A 20,803-nucleotide genomic window follows, 5' to 3' on the forward strand; every position below is an offset into this window, starting at 1 on the left:
ATGAGTATTGGTGAAAGTGTTAAACGTGTAGATGCCTATGAAAAAGTAACTGGTCGTGCCAAATATACTGATGATTTATGCCCTAAAAATGCCCTAATTGCCAAAGTCCTTCATAGTACGATAGCAAATGGTTGGGTTAAACAAATGGATTGTAGTGAAGCATTGAAAGTACCTGGTGTGATTAAGATTGTGACTTGTTTTGATGTGCCTAACTATCCTTTTCCTACAGCAGGGCACCCTTGGTCTACAGATCCCAAACATCAAGATGTAGCCGACCGATTACTTCTCAATCAACGTGTGAGATACTATGGAGATGATATTGCAGCTGTTATTGCAGTAGACGAAGTAGCTGCATCTCGTGCACTAGAAAAAATTCAAGTAACTTATGAAATCTTACCGCCTATACTCCATACGGATGCCCCACTGACTACAGATACTGTGCCTCTTCATGAGGCTTATCCTGATAACATTTTAGCCCATTCAGACTTTGAAATTGGAAATTATGAGGAATCTTGTACGGAGGAAGGTCTTATTTGGTTTGAAGATCATTTTGATACTCAAATGGTCCAACATTGCCATATTGAACCTGCCACTTCTTTTGCTTATGAAGAAAATCATCGTGTCATCGTGGTCTCCTCTACTCAAATTCCACATATTATGCGACGTATCATCTCTCAAGCTTTAGGTCTTCCATTTGGAGAAATACGTGTCATTAAGCCTTATATAGGTGGTGGATTTGGTAATAAGCAAGATGTACTATATGAACCCTTAAATGCCTTTTTATGTACCCAAGCAGGTGGAAAATGCGTAAAGCTGGAACTTTCAAGAGAAGAAACATTCCACTGTACAAGAACTCGCCATGCTATTTCTTTTAAACTAAAAACGGGTGTCAGACCTGATGGGCAAATTGTGACCCGCTATATGGAGGCCTGCTCCAACCAAGGGGCTTATACTTCTCATGGGCATGCTATTGTCTCCAATGCAATCACTGGATTTAGACATATTTATCAACAAGAAAAAGCTGTTAAAGCAGATGCTTATACAGTCTTTACCAATTTACCTTGTGGGGGAGCTATGCGGGGCTACGGTATTCCTCAAATGACCTTTGCTTGTGAATCTCATATGCAAGACATTGCCTTAAAACTAGGTCTAGACCCCATCGCTTTTAGACTTAAAAATGTGCTGCAATTAGGTTACAAAGATCCTTTCCTTGGGATTACTTGTCACTCTTATGGCTTACAAGAATGTATTGCCAAAGGACGCACTTATATAGATTGGGATAAAAAGTGTAAAACATATGCTAACCAAACTGGTCCTATTCGCCGAGGTGTAGGCATGGCTATCTTTAGCTACAAGACCGGCGTATATCCCATTTCCCTAGAAACTGCTAGTGCTAGGTTAATTCTCAACCAGGATGGTTCTGTTCAACTCCAAATGGGCGCTACTGAAATCGGCCAAGGTGCAGACACTGTCTTTTCACAAATGGCAGCTGAAACCATTGGCCTTACCTTAGACCATGTTCATATTATTTCTCAACAAGATACTGATATTACACCTTTTGATACGGGTGCTTATGCTTCACGACAAACTTATGTAAGTGGTATGGCTGTGAAAGAGACAGCCACACTTTTTAAAGAAAAACTTCTAGACTATGCCAGCTATTTCTTAAAGTTGCCAGCAGCTAACTTAGACCTCATTGAAAATACTATTGTACACCAAGCTACAAAGGAAGTTCTGATCACATTAGAAGCCTTGGCATTAGAAGCCTTTTATAATCTAGACTACTGTCAACATATTACCGCAGAAAAAACAGTACAATGTAAAAACAACACCATCTCTTTTGGAGCTTGTTTTGCAGAAATTGAAGTGGATCTGCCACTTGCTAAAATCAAAGTACTAGATATTATTAATGTCCATGATAGCGGTATACTCATTAATCCCCAGCTTGCCACTGCCCAAGTACATGGCGGAATGAGCATGGGACTTGGCTATGGCCTTAGCGAACACATGCTCTTTGATGCCAAAGGTAAACCTCTTAATCCTAATCTTTTAGATTATAAATTGCCAACAAGTATGGATACACCTGATTTGGCCACAGATTTTGTAGAAACTATAGACCCTAGTGGACCTTATGGCAATAAATCTTTAGGAGAGCCACCTGCTATTCCAGTGGCACCTGCTCTTCGTAATGCGCTACTCCAAGCGACTAGCATTGCCATTAATCAATTGCCTCTTAATCCACATATTCTTTTTGAAAAATTCCAAGCCGCAGGGCTTGTTTAGGAGGAACTTACGATGTATGACTTAGAAATAATTGCTGAACCTCATAACCTTTTAGAAGCTATTGCTACTAAAGCAAGCCATCCTGATGCACTTTTCATTGCAGGTGGTACCGACGTACTCATTAAAGTACGTGAAGGTAAGCTGTCAGGCAAACCCCTCATTAGCTTACATCAAATTCCAGAACTTAAAGGTATTTCAATAGATGAAGCAGGTACACTATGCATTAAACCTGTGACAACTTTTAGTCACATTACCTATCATCCACTTATTAAAAAGTATCTTCCTATGTTAGGCCTTGCTGTCGATCAAGTGGGCGGTCCACAAATTCGAAATATGGGAACCATTGGTGGTAATATTTGCAATGGTGTAACTAGTGCGGATAGCGCTTCTACCCTCTTTACCTATAATGCCCAATTAGAAATTAGAGATAGAGATGCTTCTAAGCGAATAATTGCGATCCAAGACTTTTATAAAGGGCCTGGAAACGTAGATTTAGGCCCAACTGAACTGCTTACAGCTATTTACATAACAAAAGAAAATTATGAAGGATTTGCTGGACACTATATCAAATATGCTATGCGTAATGCCATGGATATTGCTACACTAGGATGTGCGGTGAACGTCAAGCTAGATGCAACGAAACAAATAATTGAAGAAGCCAGATTAGCCTTTGGAGTAGCAGGTCCTGTACCTATGCGATGTCCACTTGCTGAAGCGGTGGTCAAAGGTCAGCAGCTCACTATATCCGGCTTAACAGCATTTAGTCAAACAGCCCTTACGGAAGTCAATCCACGTACCTCTTGGCGGGCTTCAAAAGACTTTCGCTTGCAACTTGTAAAAGAATTAAGCCATCGTGCACTACTCGAGGCGCTACACTTAGGAGGAGGTGTTATACATGATTAAAGTAATCCAATGTACAGTCAACGGCCGTGCGCAAGAAGTACCTGTCGATATGCGTGAGTCTCTCGCTGATACCCTACGCAACCGCCTAGGGCTCACTAGTGTAAAGAAAGGCTGTGAAGTTGGCGAATGTGGTGCATGTACCGTCCTTGTAAATGGTGAAGCCATTGATTCTTGCATCTATTTAGCCATTTGGGTAGAGGGTAAAAGTATTCTTACTGTAGAAGGCCTTCAACAAGAAGATTCCCTCCTCCATCCTATTCAACAAGCCTTTGTAGATGAAGCAGCTATACAATGTGGTTTTTGTACACCTGGACTTATCATGACTGCTGTAGAAATCGTAGGAAGTGGTAAGCGCTACTCTCGAGATGAACTAAGAAAACTTATATCAGGTCATCTATGCCGATGCACAGGCTATCACAACATCTTAAATGCTATGGAACGCATTGTGAATGAAACCCATAAGTTTGTGGGTGTAGAAGAAGATTAAAGTATTGTTGCCCCGCACCTCTTAAAATAAAATGCAAAAGGCTTCACTTGTCTCTTTTATAAGCTAGGAATTCCACAAATTCCTGGCCTATTTTTTCTTCATTCATGTTTTCCAAGATATTCTATGAAAAAATTGCTTCTCTATTAATATCTAGGATTATTTCATCTTCAAATTTATCCTGAAAAAGTCTCAAGCTATATTTCCTGACTTTTGGTACATACTAAAAAGAGCTGAAAATAATACTTTGGAGGTTGATACTATGAATTTTCCACCCCAACATCAAGAACAACATCCAGGCTTTGAGCACAGTTTGGTGCAAATACACCTCTTGGACGCGCGGGACAACCTGTTGAATGTGCGGGTGCCTATGTATTCCTTGCATCAGAGGCTGCATCTTATATTACAGGACAAACGATTCATATTAACGGTGGAGAAATTGTGAATGCTTAAAATGAAGTTATCTTTTGTCCAAAATGTATGATACTAGAGGGTATAAACATATTCTGAAAAATATATGTATTTGCTAAGATACCGTCATACCCATTCGTAAAAAAGATCTATGAAACTTGTTTTAACCTTCAAGTTTCATAGATCTTTTATTTATAAGCTTCCATTAATTCTAAATCTTCTACTTCTAACAAATCATCATCTTCATAGCAATGCACTAAATGCTCCCCTAGGGCTAAGGGACTGTCAAACATTTGAAATCCCATAAGCCTACTGCACTCCCCTTTAAAGGCTTGCTCAACCAAAAGTTGAATAGTCTTAAATATTGTACCCTTCTCTTCTAATAGAGCGCCATTCAACTGATCAAGTTGGTGAGCAATGACTTTCATATAAGGTATGAGCTCATACTTATAAATCGAAACATCTTCTTCTAGAAGTTCAATTAATTCATCAAAAGTATAGTCTTTTGGCATACAAAAAATGTTATTTGTGTTCATAATGCCCACCATAGCTATTAATAATGACTCCATGAAAAAATACGGTTTCCGGCCTCAAACTTTCCATTGTTAATAATTCAACACCTTTTCCCTTTTGCATCATCTGTACCCAATGACGATAATGTGTATATACTTGATCCATCAACCTTCCCCCTAATACAGCATTATGGATTGCATCTATAATACATCATATTAGAGAAAGTGAAAAATCATTATTAAAAAGCATAAAAAAATGGAAGTGACAGGACTCGAACCTGCGACTCCTACCTTGTCGAGGTAGTACTCTCCCAGCTGAGTTACACTTCCATGTTTGTTTTCGCAGCCACAATCGCATGTATACAAAGATTTATGGTATGCATGCGATTGTGTTGACTTGAGTATAATATACCACATTATATGTATATATGTCTACAATTACTTCTGTTCATTTTCATTTAACTGTAAATATTACTGTAAAATAAATAGTGAGTATCCAACCCCATCATACTTAAATATTTACCTTTCCTATTTTAAAAGCCCTAGCGGTAATGTTTGAGACTGCACATTATCGTCAGGACTTTTCTGTTATGAATGAATGAGATTTAAATAGAATTCATAGGCTTCTTTGTCTGTGAAGCATTCATGGACGATTTTTCTAATGGCTTTTGCCATTTCTACAGGATATTCACTTTGGAAGATGTTTCTTCCCATGTCTACCCCATGTGCGCCACCTTGAATCGATCTATAAGCTAGGGTAAGAGCCTCTGGCTCAGGGAGTTTTTTTCCACCTGCAACCACAATAGGTACAGGGCAAGCTGCAACCACTTCTTCAAAGTTGTCACAGTAATACGTTTTAATGATTTGAGCCCCCATTTCGGCTACAATACGTGTAGCTAATTTAAAGAAACGGTCTGTACGCTCCATATCTTTGCCCACAGCTACAACGCCAAGAGTAGGAATACTATATTTTAAGCCTGCATTAATCGTTCTAGATAAGTTTTCAATGCTTGCAAGTTGCCCATCGGCACCAATAAAGGTTTGGATTGCCATACAGTCTGCATTCATACGAATGGCATCGTCTATATCTACTGCAACGATTTCATGGCTTAAGTCCTCATCTAGCATAGAAGATCCTGAACTCGTACGTAATGCAATGGCTTTCTTACATTGTGGTGGAATACATGTGCGGAGTGCCCCACGTGTCCCCATAAGTACATCGACTTGTTCCATCAGTTCAGGAACGACAATATCTAAACGTTCAAGGCCTGCGGTAGACCCCATAAAATAGCCATGGTCAAAGGCAAACATCACCGTGTTGCCACTTTTAGGGTCAAAAATATTAGAAAGGTGTTTTTTCATGCCCCAGTCTAAGCTATTTGCGCCTTTGACATGGAAATTCCCTTGATTTACAAAAGGTACATCAATGTGGTAATTCTTTGCAACTTTCAATCCCTCTTTATCTGCCATAACTTTGTTCTCCTCTATTCCTTATATGATTTAGTTATGAGCCTCTTTTGCTCAAATTAGAAATTGTAATTATCTACATTATCGATGGTAAAGACTGCACGCTCTGGCAATAATCTTTGATAGAGTTTGTAAAAGCAAATACTGTAATGGTCACATCTTCTTTAGTGAGCCTCATGTTTTGAGCTGCTACTGTAGCTTGTGAGTAGTGCCATACATAATTGATGGCATCTTTTGTAGGATCTTTACCGCGTTCTGTCAAGGAGTCTCCTCCCATATTGATAAGCATTTGACCTAGTTGTTCTGGTGTTCCTTGAGATACCATAATGGTGCAGGCATCACAAGATACGTCAGAAGATTCAAAGAACGCATTGCCTGTCAATTTTGGAATAAATACAACAGTAATGTCACTTGAGCTCCCCCCCTGATTGGTGCTTCCTGCAGACCCTGATTGCATACATCCTACCAAACTTGTTACAAGTAATAAACCTGCTAAAGAAGCACTCATGCCAGACAAAATATAAGTGCTCAAAGTAATCCATTTGGTACGAATTCCACAATAGTCTGCAGCACGCTTATTTACACCACACAAGAAAACTTTACGTCCATAAGCTGTTCGATGCAGTAAACCATACGCGAGTAGTGCTAAAAGTGTGAACACAATCAGTTGATTAGGAATCATACCTCCTGTAATAAGCACAAAAGTTACACCTAGCGAAATAATGCAAATAGGCATAAAATCATTAATACTTCCAAGGATTACCCTAGGATTAAAAAATTGAGGATTTATGACACCAACTAGGATGACCTCTAAAAGAAGCAGAAGAAATAAAGACGTTTCCCATTTGAAAAGACATTTTTTCCAATATTTACTTTTCAATTTCTTTATTTCATTCATCTCAAGTTGTGGTGGATCTTCCAAAGGCTCCACTCGACTAAGTTCTTCCAGATCTACTTTTACCAAAGGTGTTTGGTGAGCCACTTTATTTTTCTTACTTAACTTATCCACTTTAATCGACTTGTTCATAGACCTTCTCACCTCCTTCATCTTGATGGATCATACGATTAGCTAGGCGCTCTCTTCTTGCTTTTTCAGCTTGCCTATGCTGCATGAGTGCATCAATGATAACTATTGTAATCAGAAGAAATACCTATAAAAACTAAAATTCTACTAATAAAAGCCATAATGGTGGCACCAATGACAGAGCCTACTCCACCTTTAAGCTAATGCCTCCCATGACACAAGCTGCCGTCGTGTTCGCTGCCACATCACTAATAGTAAAGATGCCATTTAAAAACCGATCTTCTGTTACATAGTTGAGCCCCTTTTTCATCACTGCTTTAGTTGTAAGCCCTGTTATATCTTGACCATCTAAATAGACCTTTCCCGACTTAACTAAGTCTTTACCAAAGAGAGTTGTTGCAAGTTCAGTCCGTCCCGCTCCTACTATACCCGTTAGTCCTAAGATTTCTCCAGATAGACACAAAAGCTTATATCACAAAACCCAAAACCATTGAGCTTATGTACATATAAAATAGGTTTAAGCATGCTATAGTCAAAGGGTTTATATATCACTTCTTCCTGCTTTTCATTGCTATTGGGTGGGAGTAAGCCTTTTACCAAAAGTTCTTGATTAAAAGCACCAACAGGCCCACTTAAAGTAATCTTGCCATCACGCATAATGGCAACGCGAGTCGCAATTTGAAAGACTTCTACGAGACGATGGGTAATGTAAATTATACTTATTTGTTGAACTTTTAGTGTTTCAATCAACTTAAAAAGTGATTGCACTTCCTTAAAAGTCAAAGAACTAGTAGGTTCATCTAAAATAAGAATTTTTGCATGACGCATCAGTCCTCTTAAAATTTCTACGAGTTGTTGTTCTGCTATGGATAAGCTTTCAGCTTTTCTTGTTAAATCTAGCTTCCACCCCAGTTGCTTAAGTAATAAGTTTAATCGATTGATGAGTTCAGTCTTTCTTTTCTTAAAACCCATGAGCACGTTTTCTTCTAATGTCATATTGGGAAACAACATGGGTTCTTGTGGGACTAAATAAACGCCATGGACTAAAGCAACAGAAGGCTTACTTAAATGTACTTTTTTTCCGCCTATAGCAATCTCCCCACTATCTTGCTGATAAATTCCCATAATAATTTTCATGAGCGTACTTTTTCCAGCACCATTACCACCTATTAAGGCCAGTACTTCCCCATCTTGCACTTCCAAATCTATACCCTTTAAGACTTGGTTTGTACCAAATGCTTTGCAAATGCCTTTCACACTGATCACCGAGTGTTGCCTCCTCCCTCAATACACTTACAAATGTTTATGCCCCTAATTTCTGCTACCTTGGATTATGTATTTAATCAATCCTTTTAGTTTATATAGTATTCTTACTCTAGTGGCTATATAACCTTTAGATTTAAACTTTCAACTTTTTTCAATTGCGCGTATAAACTGACCACTGCCCCTAATATAATCTCCATAAAGGGAGCAAAAGATCGGTACCTTAACATTTGTTGCCTGTAGAGGAGGTGTATCATGGAGTATGAAGAAGTACTCATGGTGAAAATTACTTGGTACTATTACATAGAAAAATTTACCCAACAAAAGATTTCCGATATGCTTGGTATTAGCCGTATGCGAGTGATTAAGCTTTTAGACAAAGCTCAGCAAAGCGGTATTATTCAGTTCAAGATTCGTGAAGACAATGCCCACCGTATCCAATTAGAAAGAAAGCTAATGGCTCATTTCAACTTAAATGATGCTTTCATTGTACCGACTCATCCAGATTCTAAAGAAATTAACGAGACTATTGCTAAAGCGGCCGCTATGTATATTAATGACAGAGTACTTACCAATAGTTTTATCAATATTGGGTACGGTGATACTTTAGGAAAAGTCCTTAATCACTTAGCTACATTATCCACATGCCAATTTTCTTGTGTATCTTTAACAGGTGGCGTGAATCATTACTTTCAAAATGCAAGGCAAAGCCTATTTTCGGCTCAACTTTACTTAACACCAGCACCTTTAATGTGCAGTACAAAAGAAATGGCCTACGCTATGCGTGAAGAGCATGCCATTAAAGAAATTTCTAGAATGGTGAAGCACTCGGACTTTACTCTTTTAAGTATTGGTGAGGTCAAAGAAACATCTACCATTTATAACCTAGGTATTTTAAGTAAAAATGATATTTTGTATTTAGGTATGAATGGTGCTGTCGGGGATATTCTATGTCATTTTATAGATGTCGAGGGGCATTTGATTCATTCACCTATTGAGGATCGCTTAATTAGTACACCTCTAGAAGTCCTTAAAACATTACCAAATGTTATTGGTATTGCCGCAGGTGCTCAAAAAGTGGAAGCTATTCGGGCAGCCCTAAAAGGGGGCTACTTTAATGTATTCATTACAGATGAAGCCACAGCTAAGCAACTTGTACCGGAGACTTAAACTATTACAGTTTTAAAGTGATGTGAGCAATGTGTTAAACGACACTATGCACAAACTGCTAAGCTCTCTATGTTCAATGATTGGTTGATTTACAAGTGAACCGAGTAATGGCTGCCCCACCGGAATCTTTGACCTCGCCAAGCAAACTTGGGACTCTGATATACCTAAAAAATTCTGCCAAGAAGAAAAAAATACAGCCACTCAGACAGGGCAAGATGCCTATGACTTACTAAGTCAAAAAGGAGCAACCCACTCTATGTGGTGTGCACCAGGTCTAAATCGTTAATAAGGCATACTTTAATATACCAGGAGGAATATTTATGTATATTGTTAATAAAAAAGATATAAGCTATCGTTTTGGTGATAGTGGCCCCAAGTATTTAATGAAAGGTCCTCGCATGAACTTTGCTCTTGTACAATTTCAAGCTGGCCAAGACTTTCCAGCCCACTATCATAATGTAATGGAAGAAAATTTCTATATCCTGGAGGGTGAGGTAGATATTGTAGTAGATGGTATCCACACTTGCGCCTTACTAAGAAAACGATAAAATTGATGTAAAAGCTTAATGCATTTGTGAAATCGCTAGATAAAAAGACTCCACCCTGTTACTTCAACAGGGTGGAGTCTTTTTGCATATGTTGCCTAGTCATTTAGCCCTTTGGAATAAGAGAAAAATAATAGGCCTTTTGAACACGTTTTTCTGTATCATAAGCTTCTTCCATTGTCTGGACAATATGCGTATCTACTTTTAGCACCTCCAATGCCTGCTTTAAACTACTTAGTACCTGTTTTACTTCTTGGTCGCAAGATGTTTCAAGTCTTGTTGCTCTTTGCACTAGGCTAAATCCTTGAGGTACTAATGCTTGAAAAGAAGCTTGCCCATTGGAATAACTGTTTAAAAGACTCCAACCTTGGGACTCTATCTTACCTAATTCCCCTTTGTATTTAGAACGCAAAGCATACATCTTTGCCGTATAATGCGCTACTATTTCACTTTCTCTTTTTGAAACAGACATATCCGGTTTGATCGGATCCTGTTGTATACCCCTCTCTTGATTTGCCTCCTGAAAAGAGGGCCTTCTATTGGTTAATGTTTCTTGCGTAGCTTCTTCTACAGTCAGTTCCCCCGTTTCTAAAAGATTTTGTTCTTCTTGCGTCAGTTCGGGAATCTTGTCTAATGCATACTTTTCTAATGCTTTAACTACTGCACGATTACTCGCTACCCTTTGTGCTTGTAAAGTATCCGTAGAGTAAGTAACTCCCTCATAAATAACTTTTATATTTTCCCATTGCCATAAAGCCACCCCACTTAGGCATATACCTAAACTAATTATGCTTAGAGCGCCTATCTTCTTCCACTTTTTCATTCTGTACTCCTTATAAAGTTTCATCTCTATTTTAAATTTATTAAGTAAATAATTATTATTTTATATGTAAACAATTATTTATACAAGTAAAAAAAACAGTTTTTTTAGATAAAAAAGGCTTGACCCATGTAGAGTCAAGCCTTTACTTTTAAAACAAACGCTTAATGCCATTCCAAATCGACTGAAATATGTTAACAATTCTTTCCCATAAGCTGACTTTTTCCGTCTCTGGTTCTAAATCAACCGGACTTGATAGCGATTCTGTTGGCATTACTTCAGCTGTACGCACCATAATCTGAAGTGTATCTGGTGGTGGATTGTCTGTTGATGTAATAGAAACAATTGGGGCATCTGGGTCAATCTTAAGAAGGTTCATTTCTTTTGTTAAAGTATTCCACTCACCGCTCACAATATGTGCAATCGTATCTTTAGAGGCTTTTATAGTTCCTAACTGTTCTAAGCCATCGGTTAAACGTGCTAAGGTATGCTGCATTCCACTTAAAGTTTGGCGCATCCCTTCTGTCATATAAGGTGCAAGCATTGTCATTTCGTTCTCCACTGTTTCCACCTGTTGAATGCTTTGTTGAAGGAGAGTCGTAAAATGGGTTGCAAGTTTTTCAATCTGGGTGATTAAGTTGAGAAGATTTACCTTATAGCTTTCCATTGTTTCTTGAACAAGAAGCATTTCTTCTTGCAATTTAACAATACGTCCGACTAAGTCACTCATCTCACCTACCAAAGATTGCAGGCTATCTAATCCTTCTTGCCCCGCCTCTTTATAATGAGCTAATATGTTACTATACTCACCTATTAAAGCACCTACGCTGTCCATGTTTTGTACCAAGGCATCCATGCTCCCCATGAGCTTGGCTAGCCCATTTAAAGTGGCTGAAGCATCTCCTAGCACATGAGAAATTTCATTTAAAGCACTACTCCCTATAAGGCTGTTTAATTGGTCTAAGGTTGCTTGGCTTGTTGCTAGACTATCTCCTAGTGCATAAAATTGATTATGTACATTTTGGATAGCAGTCTGAGCAGTGTTTAAGTCTTTTTGAAGCTGTTGAATAAGCGCCTCTTGCTTATCCTCTAACCCTGATAAGTCTTCACCTAGTAATGCTACAGCTCTTAGTGTGTCTTCTAAAGTAAAAAGGGCTTCTCGAAGTTGCTTTAAGTCTTTCCCACTTCTTTTTATTACATCCATCATGGCATTGCCATGGGTGTAAAGTTGTTCAACAAAAGGCTGTATTGTTTGAAGTTCTGGGAGACTTCCTTCCATTGTGCCAAGTAGGTTTCCTAATTCATCCATAATGACTACATGATTCTCACCAATGGCATCCCCACTTGATTGACTTGCTTCTAGGCCTAATTCAAATTGTTTTAACCCTTCACTTGTCTCCACTAAAGAGGCTTGTATTTGATCTAAGCTTCCCAAAAAAGCATCTAATCCTGTATTCATGGCCTGTGCTGCCAATTCTATCTCTTGTGTTTTTTCACCAATTCCTTTAACCTTATCAAACTGACTCAACGTAGCAGGCACCATCATCATCGTAATACCACCTGTTGTAAAATTTTGAGTCCCAACGCCTATTTTAAAGGTTACAGACTCGCCTGGCATAGCTACAAACATAACCATTTTTGTATTCCCAATAGCTTGAATTTGTGCCCCCTCTGCACGTAAGCTTTCTGTCTCATCCATATTGAATGTGGCTGCAACTTGTAAGAGTAAATTATTTTTATAATAGACATGTGCTTTTTCATTAGGTGTAGCTTGAATGAGTATTTCCACATAACCAGAAGCACCTGCAATTTCCTCTACCGTTTTAGGTACACCATTTAAAAGATAGGTAATATCAAAGTGCCAAGGTAGTTCCACTTTCTCTATAGTGCCTTCAAAATAGAAGCGCTTTAAATCATTAGGTAATTGCCAGATGACATGATTTGCCTCTACCTCAGGTTTTGTAAAGTCAGTCATATTTGTAACTTGTGTATAGTCACCATAATCTTGTATTTGAGTATGCCCATTTAAAGTATAAGTTTTTACCACATTAGCAAGTTCTAGCTCTCCATAGGCATCCAAATTCACATAAAGTGTTTCATCTATCAGGGGTTTAGGAGGTACTGCATACAAATGAGGCACCATACATAAGGCTCCCATCATAAAAGCACATATCTTTCCTCTAAATTGTCTCTTCATACGTCATTTCTCCTCTTTCCTTATTTCTTCTTTTGCGATTTTTGGCTTGTGGCAGCCAGCGGTCACATAAGGTAAGCAACGTAGGAAGTACACCTAACACGAATACCATACTTAGGAGTGCCCCACGTCCAATCAATCTACCTATCTCAGCAACACCTGTTATACTTGATGTGAAATAGAGACCGTAACCTACAGAGGTTAAAATAATACCTGATGTCAAAATAGATAAGCTACTTTCTTCAATACATTCAAGAAAAGCTTGTTTTGCACCTTGTTCTTCACGTGCCTTTAAATAGTTGTTCGTAAGTAAAATGGCATAGTCAATGGTAGCACCTAGTTGCAAGCAGCCTACAATAATATAGCCAATAAAGATAATGGTCTCCGAAGAGAAATATGGAATAGCCATATTCATATAAATAGCAATTTGAATAGGCACTAGTAAAAGAAGTGCAATCCCTAAAGATTTAAAGGTAAACCACAGTACCAGTGCAACGCCTATCAGCGAAATCACATTGACGCGCTCATAATCTGCTTTAATAATGTCTTTCATATCTTTTGTGGCCGGTGTAAGTCCTGTTATATAACTTCCTTCAGAATAAAACTGTTGGGTTAACTGAGTTAGCTTGTCCACTGTTTGAAAGGCTAAGTCACTTTCACCTGCTGTTTGAATTGATACGACTATTCTCGAATAGTCTTTTGATCGAAATTGACGTGTAATTACATCAGGTAAAAAACTTTCAGATAGACCTGGTGGTAAAAGCGCTGAGAGGGACTGCACGTAGCTCACTTCCTTAAGTTTTTCAATTTCTGTAACCAACATTTTTTCCTTAACTGAAGACGTGTGTGGCACCATGATGAGAACTAGGTTACTTCTACCAAACTTTTCATTAATCGCTTTTGTGTCTTCATAGACTTTCGTCCCCTCACTAGCACTTAGCGCATCATTCCCATATAAAAAATGATTCATATTTTGTGCAGTATAAGCAGGTAACACTAAAACTAAAGTCATTAAAAGAATAGGCATTCTCATTTTATAAAGTACGCTTCCAAATCCCTTAAAACTTGGCATAAACACTTTATGGCGTGTACGCTCAATACGCTTTTCCCATTTCAAAATGAAAGTAGGCATTAAAAGCATCACCGTTCCCAAGCTTAAAACAATGCCTTTAGCCAACACAATACCCATATCTTTCCCTATGGTAAACTGCATCAACGCCAATGCTAAAAAGCCTACAATTGTGGTCATACCACTAGATAGAATGGCACGACTAGAACTTTTTAAAGTACGTACCATGGCTTCTTCTGCTCCATATCCACATGCCTTTTCTTTTGCGAAGCTATGTAATAAGAAAATAGAATAGTCCATGGCAATGGCTAACTGTAAAATCGCTGCAACACTAAATGTAAAAAAGGAAATCTCTCCCAATACAATATTGCTTCCCATATTCAGCAAAATTGCAATTCCAATAACCAACATAAATAAAAAGGGCTCAAACCAAGACGTAGTTGTTAAACATAAAATAACTAAAATCATAGTAACCACTAATACCATCGCAGTACTCACTTCACTCATCAGTGCCTCATGAATGGTTTTATTGTCTACAGCTGTCCCTGAAAAAAATCCCTTATCTCCTGTAATGTTTTCAATCTGCTTCAAAGCTTGACGTGTTGTAGGGCTAGCATCTTCTTCAGAAAAGATAATATCCATTACCGCATGTTTATCCTTATAATAATTATGCATCAGTTTTTCATTATAGAAAGTGATGGGTTGATAAATTTGTTGCATGGTATCTAGCCACAAAACCATATCTACTCCCGGTACAGACTGAATACGGTCTTTCATTGCTTTTGCCTCGTAGAGGGACACATCTCGAATCATAATACGTGCCATTCCTGGATAGCCAAAAGACTCACTCAATACATTGATTCCTTGTTTAGAGGGTGCTGATTCCGGTAAGTACTTGGTCATATCATAATTAACTTTCACAAAAGGAAAGCACACAATAGCCAAAACGACGAGTACATAAAAAAGTTTTTCTATACGGGCTCGGTGGTTTACAATCCCTGTCATTATTTTGTCACTTGTTAAATGCTTCATCCGAACCTCCTTATATCATATTTATATGTGCATTATATAATGTCTTTGGGTAAACCTAAAGATAGAAATAGTTTTATTGGACATTAGGAGGTTAAATGTTGAACAACAAACAAGATTCACGTATTCTTCATTCTAAGGCTTGGATTCGAGAAGCTTTCTTACAACTTTTATCTGAACAACCTTTTGAAGACATTACGATTAAACAAATCACGCAAAAAGCAGGGGTTTCAAGACAAACCTTTTATGCTCACTATGGACAAAAAGAAGAGGTTCTTGGCGAATGCATAGACTTATTTTTCTATGAACTGTCCCTTCAAATACAGAACACCACAGATTTAGAATCTTTATCTTCTTCTCTAGTTATGCATCTCCAGGAGCATGAGCCTTTTTTACGTACGCTCTTTCAATCTAATTTAGATTTATTCATCTTACGTAAGCTCGAGTCTTTTTTATCCCAAGTCTGGCTCATTCCTTTGATGCAAGCCCGTAAGTATCACTCCATCATTCGGGATAACGACTTAGTTACCTTTTTAGCCGCAGGATGCTTTTTTACAGGTAAAAAAATTGTTTCTACTAAAGACCCTATTGATTTAGATTATTATTGCAAAGTGCTCTTCTCCATTTTACATACTTTGCTACAAGCCTAAAAAAACCTATATCCGTTTGCGTTGGATACAGGTTTTCATTTTATTTTATTAATCAACAAAAAAGTCTATGGACGCTCTAATATCCATAGACCTTTTTTACTATATTCTCTTCTATACTCTTCCAAAAAGGGGCGGAGGAGAATTCATTCAAGTTCATCTTGGGGGAGTGAACTTGATTTTATTATAAAGGTAAGATACCTAAAATTTAATAAACTATTTTTTCCTATTTTTGCACTTTTTTTACCATTATTCTGTAAGTACATTTTTTAAATACTTCTAATATTTTTTGCAATCACCTCAAATAGTTCTCCTTTACGATCTGCATCATGCACCCAATAAAATATACCTGCCATATGATGTGTCTTAACATAGTCACATTTGCATTTTACTGATGTCTGGTCATCATATGAGAAAAATGTACTTCCATTAAAAAGATATGGTGCTTTGGCAGCTTCATCAAAATATTTGACATAACCCTCTTTGTTTTCATACTGCTCTACAATATCTGTGTAACCTGGTCCCCAGTTATTCAAGTCAGGAGAAACTTGACGGTAACCATGATCGATATCAGGTACTTGATTCCACTGTTGTGAGTAGAAAGCAGCACCCATTAGTATTTTTTCAATAGGTACACCCGCATTGACCATAAGACGAATATGATGGTCTGCACTATGTGCCGGGATGTCCTTTCCTACAGGTTCGTAGAGGTTCGTATGATGCCCTGTCTGTTTGCCACCTGTATTAGAGTCATAGGTCATCAAATTGATAAAGTCTAAATATTGATGACTCATATGAATTTCTGTTCGGTCCAAATACCATTGCCCACTTCCAGCAGCTGTCGTTAGCCAATATTTCTTTCCATTGGTTGATCCTAAGGTATCTAAGGCTTTGCGGTAAGCTGCAAATAAAGCTGTATGTTGATACTTTTCTTTCAAAATACCTGTATCCCCTGGGAACTCCCAGTCACAGTCTATACCAGCTAAATTATACCGCTTTACAATATCCATTGTAGAAGCAACCAGTTTAGTCATACCAATTTCTGTCTTTGTCGCTTCCCCATGTCCATGATTGTTCCCACCCCCAGTGGAAACAAGAACTGCTAAATTAGGATTTGCTAATTGGATACGTTTCAGTTCAGATATTTGCGCGTCTTCTAATACCATGACTGTAATATCTCCCACCATGGGTGCAAAAGCCACATTTAAATGAGTTAATATGCGTGCTTGTTCATCCGTTATAGTGTGCATCTTATCTTTATTAACATATCCTACAAAATAATAATCCATATCCCTTCTCCTTTATGTGGACAATAGAGTACCTTTTATTTTAACTTAATCTTCGCTACTCTTACAACCGTATTCATGCCATAGCTAAAGCCTGTAGCATCAAATCCCATTGATTTATGTGCTGCATCTTGAATAAAATGTAAAGCTTGTTGGTTATCTAACCAAGTAACAGACTCAACTGAGCGGTCAATTCCAAAGAAATTTTTGCGACCACCACCAGAACCATCTACAACTACATTGCTATCTCCAGTTAATTTAAGTTTATGGATAAAGGCATACAGTGTATTTTCATCTACGCGTAGCATAAAGTTATGTCCTTCACCTGAAATATCGTCACAAGGTCTTCCTTTATAGATAGCTTCTCCTTCTAATGCAATCCATTGTCCTACTACGTTTAAAATAGCAGCTTGCATGATAGGCACTGTGCCATCTGCTTCTAGCCCTACATTGAGTAGATAGTTTGTACCCATTCTTCTGCTATAGCAAAGGGTTTCAATAACTTCTGGAACAGATTTATAGTTAAAGTCCTGACTCCCAATCCCCCAGTGATCATTAAGGGTTTGGCACATCTCACTTGCTAAATACTTTGGCGCACCATCTTGATTGATTCTTGCTGGTCGGCCTTGTTCGAAAGTTACACTATCAATTTCTATATTGCCCTTTTCACCTCGGTGAGACAAACCTGTATTGTTTACAATGATTGCATCTGGTTGATGTTTACGGATTACACCATACAGTGCTTCTTCTTCCCAATCCTCTTCTGGTTTACTCCAATTTCCATCAAACCATAAACCACCTATTTTCCCATATTCTGTACATAAAATTTCTACAGATTTTCTCAAATATTCTAAGTAACTTTTGAAATCTGTATTAAAACTTGTTTCATGCCAATCTAGTGTAGTGTGATAGAAAAATGGGATAATATCATATTTATGACAAGCCTCCACATATTCTCTGACTAAGTCTCTTTCAATAGCATGAGGGGCATCATAAGTATTAAGCCCTTTTGTATCAAACAAAGAAAATCCGTCATGATGTCTTGTAGTTAATACAATATACTTCATACCAGCTGCCTTAGCAACTTGTACCATCTTATCTGCATAGTCTGGAGCAACTTGAAAAGTTTTTACTAACTCTTCATACTTCTCGTTAGGAACTTGATAAAATGATTGATACCATTCGCCTTTTCCAACTTGTGAGTACAATCCCCAGTGTACAAACATTCCAAAACCTAAATCTTCAAAATCTGCAATTCTTTTTAGTGGCAGTGGTGTCGCCATATGTAATCCTCCTAAAATAAAATAAAATACACATTTAGTTTAATGTTTTTTTATAATTATGTCAATTTTAAACTAAGCATGATTTTGTTTTATATTTATCTTTTGTTTTTATATAAAAATGATAAGTATTTTATCTCCAAAATACTTATCATTTTTTAAATTTAAGTTAATAGCAAGTAAATGTGCATTTATTTTTGTTCAATCATTTCAATAATCACGTTATCTTTTTTAATAAAGCATAAATAGCATGCCCCATTATCCATCTTAGGTACAAGAACTTCATCCGCAAATTGCAGATAGGAGTCAATGCTATCTACTTCTGCCGCAATATGCACACTGTAATGCATAGATTCAGGGAAAACTGTCCCCGGTAAAAAGCGCACATATTCTATAGCAAAGGGAGAATCTTCTGATGATGTAACATAGATATTGGCACCTTCAACATAAAGATTCCCTTCTTTTTCTTGTGTTGTTGGAATACCTATATGAACGAGTTTAAACACTGTGTAACCTCCTTATAAAATAATTATTTCTCATTTTTTGTATTTTATTGACTAAAAGCAATGGTACGGGCAGGTGTTGCCCAAAAAGTTCCAAATTCATCGTCCCATTTAGCAATATTTAGTTGAAAGCCTGCCTGTTCTTGAACTGTTAATATTTCCCCGACCATATGTGCTACAACCTCAATCCCCAATCCATTTAAGTACTGAACACAATCCCTATAAAGAATAAACATCTCCATAAGAGTGGTCGCACCTGAACCATTAATCATGACAAAAGCTTTATCCTCCTTAGAAAGTGGAATGTCTTTAACCAATGCATTGGCCATAATGGCAATTGTTTCTTTAGCAGTTTTCATGGGCTGACGTCCACCACCCCCTTCACCATGTTGTCCCATACCAATTTCCATATCCTCGTCTCCTAAGTCACCAAAAGAAGCTCCCGTAGCCGGATGTGTTGCACAGCGTGAGGCTACAGCAATTGTTGCCATACTATCTGCATAACGTTGTGCAAGATCTGCCACTTCATCTAAGCTTTTACCTGCTTGTGCTGCAGCCGCACAAATATGGTAGAGTGGTATTGCTCCTGCTAGTCCCCTGCGCTCTTCTCCATTTTCACGAGGAGCATTGGAAATATCCTCTTGTGTGACCACTTTACGCACCTGAATACCAGCTTTTTTCGCTAATTTCATAGTCATATCAGCCACTAACATATCACCTGCATGATTAAGTACAAGGAATAAAACACCGTGCCCTTTATCTGCTAACTTTAAAGCTTCTAAACACGTTACAGGATTAGGTGCAGCAAACACATCACCTGCTACTGCAATATCTAGCATACCATCCCCAACAAATCCACTAAGGGCAGGTTCATGACCGGTTCCCCCCAATGTTACAAGTGTTACACGATCCGCTGTGTCAAGTGCATTACTCACCACCATATTGCCATGTTCTAAATGGAGATGGAGAATATCGGAATAAGCCATGGCCATACCTTCTAAAAGTTCTGTCGTTAGGTTAGCAGGGTCATTGATAAATTTCTTCATTTTCATTATTAAACCTCCTCTACTTGTTTGTATGTTCTATTTTGTTCCTTTATATGTAAGCCTTTATAAAGACCTTCAAAGAAGTACATAGCCGAAACAGCACCTACATCAGGTGTTCCAATTGTTTGCATTTTGTAATTTTTAGCTCGACCGAATTTAGCAATACACTGTTTTGTAGTCTCCATACCTAGTCGAGCCCCTTCAGCACCATGTTTTAAAATTTCTTCAATAGTTCCTTGTGCTTCTACTATATATGCAGTCGCAGGAATTAGGGTATCCATCATTGTTTTATCCCCTACCCTTGCTGTTGTTAAGTCTTGAATTTCTTCTAAAGCATTTTGAAACATTTCTTGAACTTCTTTTTCAGTTATGTTGGTTTCATCTTGGAAAGCAATTGCAAAACCGCCTAAATAAGTTGCCCAAAGAGGTACAGATGCACCACCATTTAGTTTCATGATTGCATTCCCCACTGCCTCCATCATAGTCTTTATACTTTGAAAATCATGGCTATCTAGCGTTTCTTGTATACAATAGGATACTTTCTCCATCGTTACACCGTGGTCTGCATCCCCAAATTTGGCATCAATTTCAGTAAGCTCCTCTTTTGCCTGACACATGTATTCTGTGCTATATAAAAGTGCTGCTTTCCATTGATCCTTTTTCATGTACTCACTCCTTTCTTATTTTCTTGTGACTGTAAAAAGTATTAGGTCCAACTGGTATCTGTTTATATGTATGATTTGTCCTAGCATTTTATAAGTTTAAAGCACAAAAAAAGACCTGGAAACTTAAAAGTTTCTAGGTCTTGAAAATGGAGGGAGAAGGATTCGAACCTTCGAAGGCGGTGCCAACAGATTTACAGTCTGC

General features: G+C 37.9%; 20 protein-coding genes, 1 tRNA gene and 1 pseudogene. 7 read left to right on the plus strand and 15 right to left on the minus strand.

Going from position 1 to position 20,803, the window contains the following annotated elements; translation table 11 throughout:
- From xdhA to RRY75_RS05730, 4 genes and pseudogenes are all read left to right on the plus strand, one after another.
- Complete coding sequence (xdhA, locus tag RRY75_RS05715) at positions 1–2,283, plus strand: xanthine dehydrogenase subunit XdhA (RefSeq protein WP_332492801.1); 2,283 nt, start codon at positions 1–3, stop codon at positions 2,281–2,283.
- Positions 2,284–2,295: 12 nt separating this feature from the next.
- Positions 2,296–3,186, plus strand: coding sequence for a xanthine dehydrogenase subunit XdhB (gene xdhB / locus RRY75_RS05720; RefSeq protein WP_332492799.1), 891 nt, complete (start codon positions 2,296–2,298; stop codon positions 3,184–3,186).
- The gene (gene xdhC, locus RRY75_RS05725) at positions 3,179–3,673 is read left to right on the plus strand and encodes a xanthine dehydrogenase subunit XdhC (protein WP_332492797.1); all 495 of its coding nucleotides are present in this window, start codon (positions 3,179–3,181) and stop codon (positions 3,671–3,673) included. Before xdhB ends, xdhC begins: the two co-directional genes overlap by 8 nt.
- 318 nt (positions 3,674–3,991) lie before the next feature.
- Positions 3,992–4,123, plus strand: a pseudogene (locus RRY75_RS05730) (SDR family oxidoreductase); the annotation flags it as partial.
- 146 nt (positions 4,124–4,269) lie between these two features.
- On the opposite strand, the gene RRY75_RS05735 reads toward RRY75_RS05730, so the two are convergent.
- From RRY75_RS05735 to RRY75_RS05765, 7 genes are all read right to left on the minus strand, one after another.
- Positions 4,270–4,617 carry a hypothetical protein gene (locus RRY75_RS05735; RefSeq protein WP_332492796.1) on the minus strand — a complete coding sequence of 116 codons (348 nt, stop codon included), beginning with the start codon at positions 4,615–4,617 and terminating at the stop codon, positions 4,270–4,272.
- Positions 4,604–4,759, minus strand: a complete 156-nt coding sequence (locus RRY75_RS05740; protein ID WP_332527473.1) for a hypothetical protein — start codon at positions 4,757–4,759, stop codon at positions 4,604–4,606. The genes RRY75_RS05735 and RRY75_RS05740 overlap by 14 nt, the downstream gene beginning before the upstream one ends.
- Before the next feature lie 91 nt (positions 4,760–4,850).
- Positions 4,851–4,923, minus strand: a tRNA-Val gene (locus RRY75_RS05745).
- Positions 4,924–5,181: 258 nt separating this feature from the next.
- The gene (lsrF, locus tag RRY75_RS05750; RefSeq protein WP_332492794.1) at positions 5,182–6,063 is read right to left on the minus strand and encodes a 3-hydroxy-5-phosphonooxypentane-2,4-dione thiolase; all 882 of its coding nucleotides are present in this window, start codon (positions 6,061–6,063) and stop codon (positions 5,182–5,184) included.
- Positions 6,064–6,136: 73 nt separating this feature from the next.
- Complete coding sequence (locus RRY75_RS05755) at positions 6,137–7,087, minus strand: ABC transporter permease subunit (RefSeq protein ID WP_332527474.1); 951 nt, start codon at positions 7,085–7,087, stop codon at positions 6,137–6,139.
- 181 nt (positions 7,088–7,268) lie between these two features.
- On the minus strand, positions 7,269–7,547 hold the full coding sequence (locus RRY75_RS05760; protein ID WP_332528473.1) for an ATP-binding cassette domain-containing protein: 279 nt from the start codon (positions 7,545–7,547) through the stop codon (positions 7,269–7,271).
- Positions 7,523–8,350: an ATP-binding cassette domain-containing protein gene (locus tag RRY75_RS05765; RefSeq protein WP_332492789.1), complete on the minus strand. Its 828-nt coding sequence runs from the start codon at positions 8,348–8,350 to the stop codon at positions 7,523–7,525. Before RRY75_RS05765 ends, RRY75_RS05760 begins: the two co-directional genes overlap by 25 nt.
- A gap of 252 nt (positions 8,351–8,602) precedes the next feature.
- On the opposite strand from RRY75_RS05765, the gene RRY75_RS05770 reads away from it, so the two are divergent.
- Positions 8,603–9,517, plus strand: a complete 915-nt coding sequence (locus RRY75_RS05770; RefSeq protein ID WP_332492787.1) for a sugar-binding transcriptional regulator — start codon at positions 8,603–8,605, stop codon at positions 9,515–9,517.
- Between the two features lie 320 nt (positions 9,518–9,837).
- On the plus strand, positions 9,838–10,065 hold the full coding sequence (locus tag RRY75_RS05775) for a cupin domain-containing protein (protein ID WP_332492785.1): 228 nt from the start codon (positions 9,838–9,840) through the stop codon (positions 10,063–10,065).
- 103 nt (positions 10,066–10,168) lie between these two features.
- Here the strand turns inward: RRY75_RS05775 and RRY75_RS05780 are convergent, their stop codons facing one another.
- The 3 genes from RRY75_RS05780 to RRY75_RS05790 form a co-directional block, all read right to left on the minus strand.
- Entirely contained in the window at positions 10,169–10,885 is a 717-nt protein-coding gene (locus RRY75_RS05780) for a hypothetical protein (RefSeq protein ID WP_332492783.1), read from the minus strand.
- Positions 10,886–11,033: 148 nt separating this feature from the next.
- Positions 11,034–13,079 carry a hypothetical protein gene (locus RRY75_RS05785; RefSeq protein ID WP_332492781.1) on the minus strand — a complete coding sequence of 682 codons (2,046 nt, stop codon included), beginning with the start codon at positions 13,077–13,079 and terminating at the stop codon, positions 11,034–11,036.
- Positions 13,063–15,177, minus strand: a complete 2,115-nt coding sequence (locus tag RRY75_RS05790) for an efflux RND transporter permease subunit (RefSeq protein ID WP_332527476.1) — start codon at positions 15,175–15,177, stop codon at positions 13,063–13,065. The genes RRY75_RS05785 and RRY75_RS05790 overlap by 17 nt, the downstream gene beginning before the upstream one ends.
- A gap of 95 nt (positions 15,178–15,272) precedes the next feature.
- Here RRY75_RS05790 and RRY75_RS05795 point away from each other — a divergent pair, with 95 nt between their 5' ends.
- Complete coding sequence (locus RRY75_RS05795) at positions 15,273–15,824, plus strand: TetR/AcrR family transcriptional regulator (protein WP_332715929.1); 552 nt, start codon at positions 15,273–15,275, stop codon at positions 15,822–15,824.
- A gap of 266 nt (positions 15,825–16,090) precedes the next feature.
- Here the strand turns inward: RRY75_RS05795 and RRY75_RS05800 are convergent, their stop codons facing one another.
- The 5 genes from RRY75_RS05800 to RRY75_RS05820 all read right to left on the minus strand — a co-directional run bounded on the left by RRY75_RS05800 (position 16,091) and on the right by RRY75_RS05820 (position 20,601).
- Positions 16,091–17,110: a glycoside hydrolase family 18 protein gene (locus RRY75_RS05800; RefSeq protein ID WP_332494363.1), complete on the minus strand. Its 1,020-nt coding sequence runs from the start codon at positions 17,108–17,110 to the stop codon at positions 16,091–16,093.
- A gap of 35 nt (positions 17,111–17,145) precedes the next feature.
- Entirely contained in the window at positions 17,146–18,390 is a 1,245-nt protein-coding gene (locus tag RRY75_RS05805) for an alpha-L-fucosidase (RefSeq protein ID WP_332494365.1), read from the minus strand.
- A gap of 188 nt (positions 18,391–18,578) precedes the next feature.
- A complete protein-coding gene (locus RRY75_RS05810) occupies positions 18,579–18,893 on the minus strand; it encodes a hypothetical protein (protein ID WP_332494367.1) in 315 nt (104 codons plus the stop codon).
- A 44-nt stretch (positions 18,894–18,937) separates the two neighbouring features.
- Complete coding sequence (locus RRY75_RS05815) at positions 18,938–19,942, minus strand: dihydroxyacetone kinase subunit DhaK (protein WP_332494369.1); 1,005 nt, start codon at positions 19,940–19,942, stop codon at positions 18,938–18,940.
- A gap of 2 nt (positions 19,943–19,944) precedes the next feature.
- Positions 19,945–20,601: a dihydroxyacetone kinase subunit L gene (locus RRY75_RS05820; protein WP_332527477.1), complete on the minus strand. Its 657-nt coding sequence runs from the start codon at positions 20,599–20,601 to the stop codon at positions 19,945–19,947.
- Positions 20,602–20,803 lie beyond the last annotated feature (202 nt).

Source organism: Niameybacter sp. (assembly GCF_036655075.1).
Lineage (GTDB): Bacteria > Bacillota > Clostridia > Lachnospirales > Cellulosilyticaceae > Holtiella.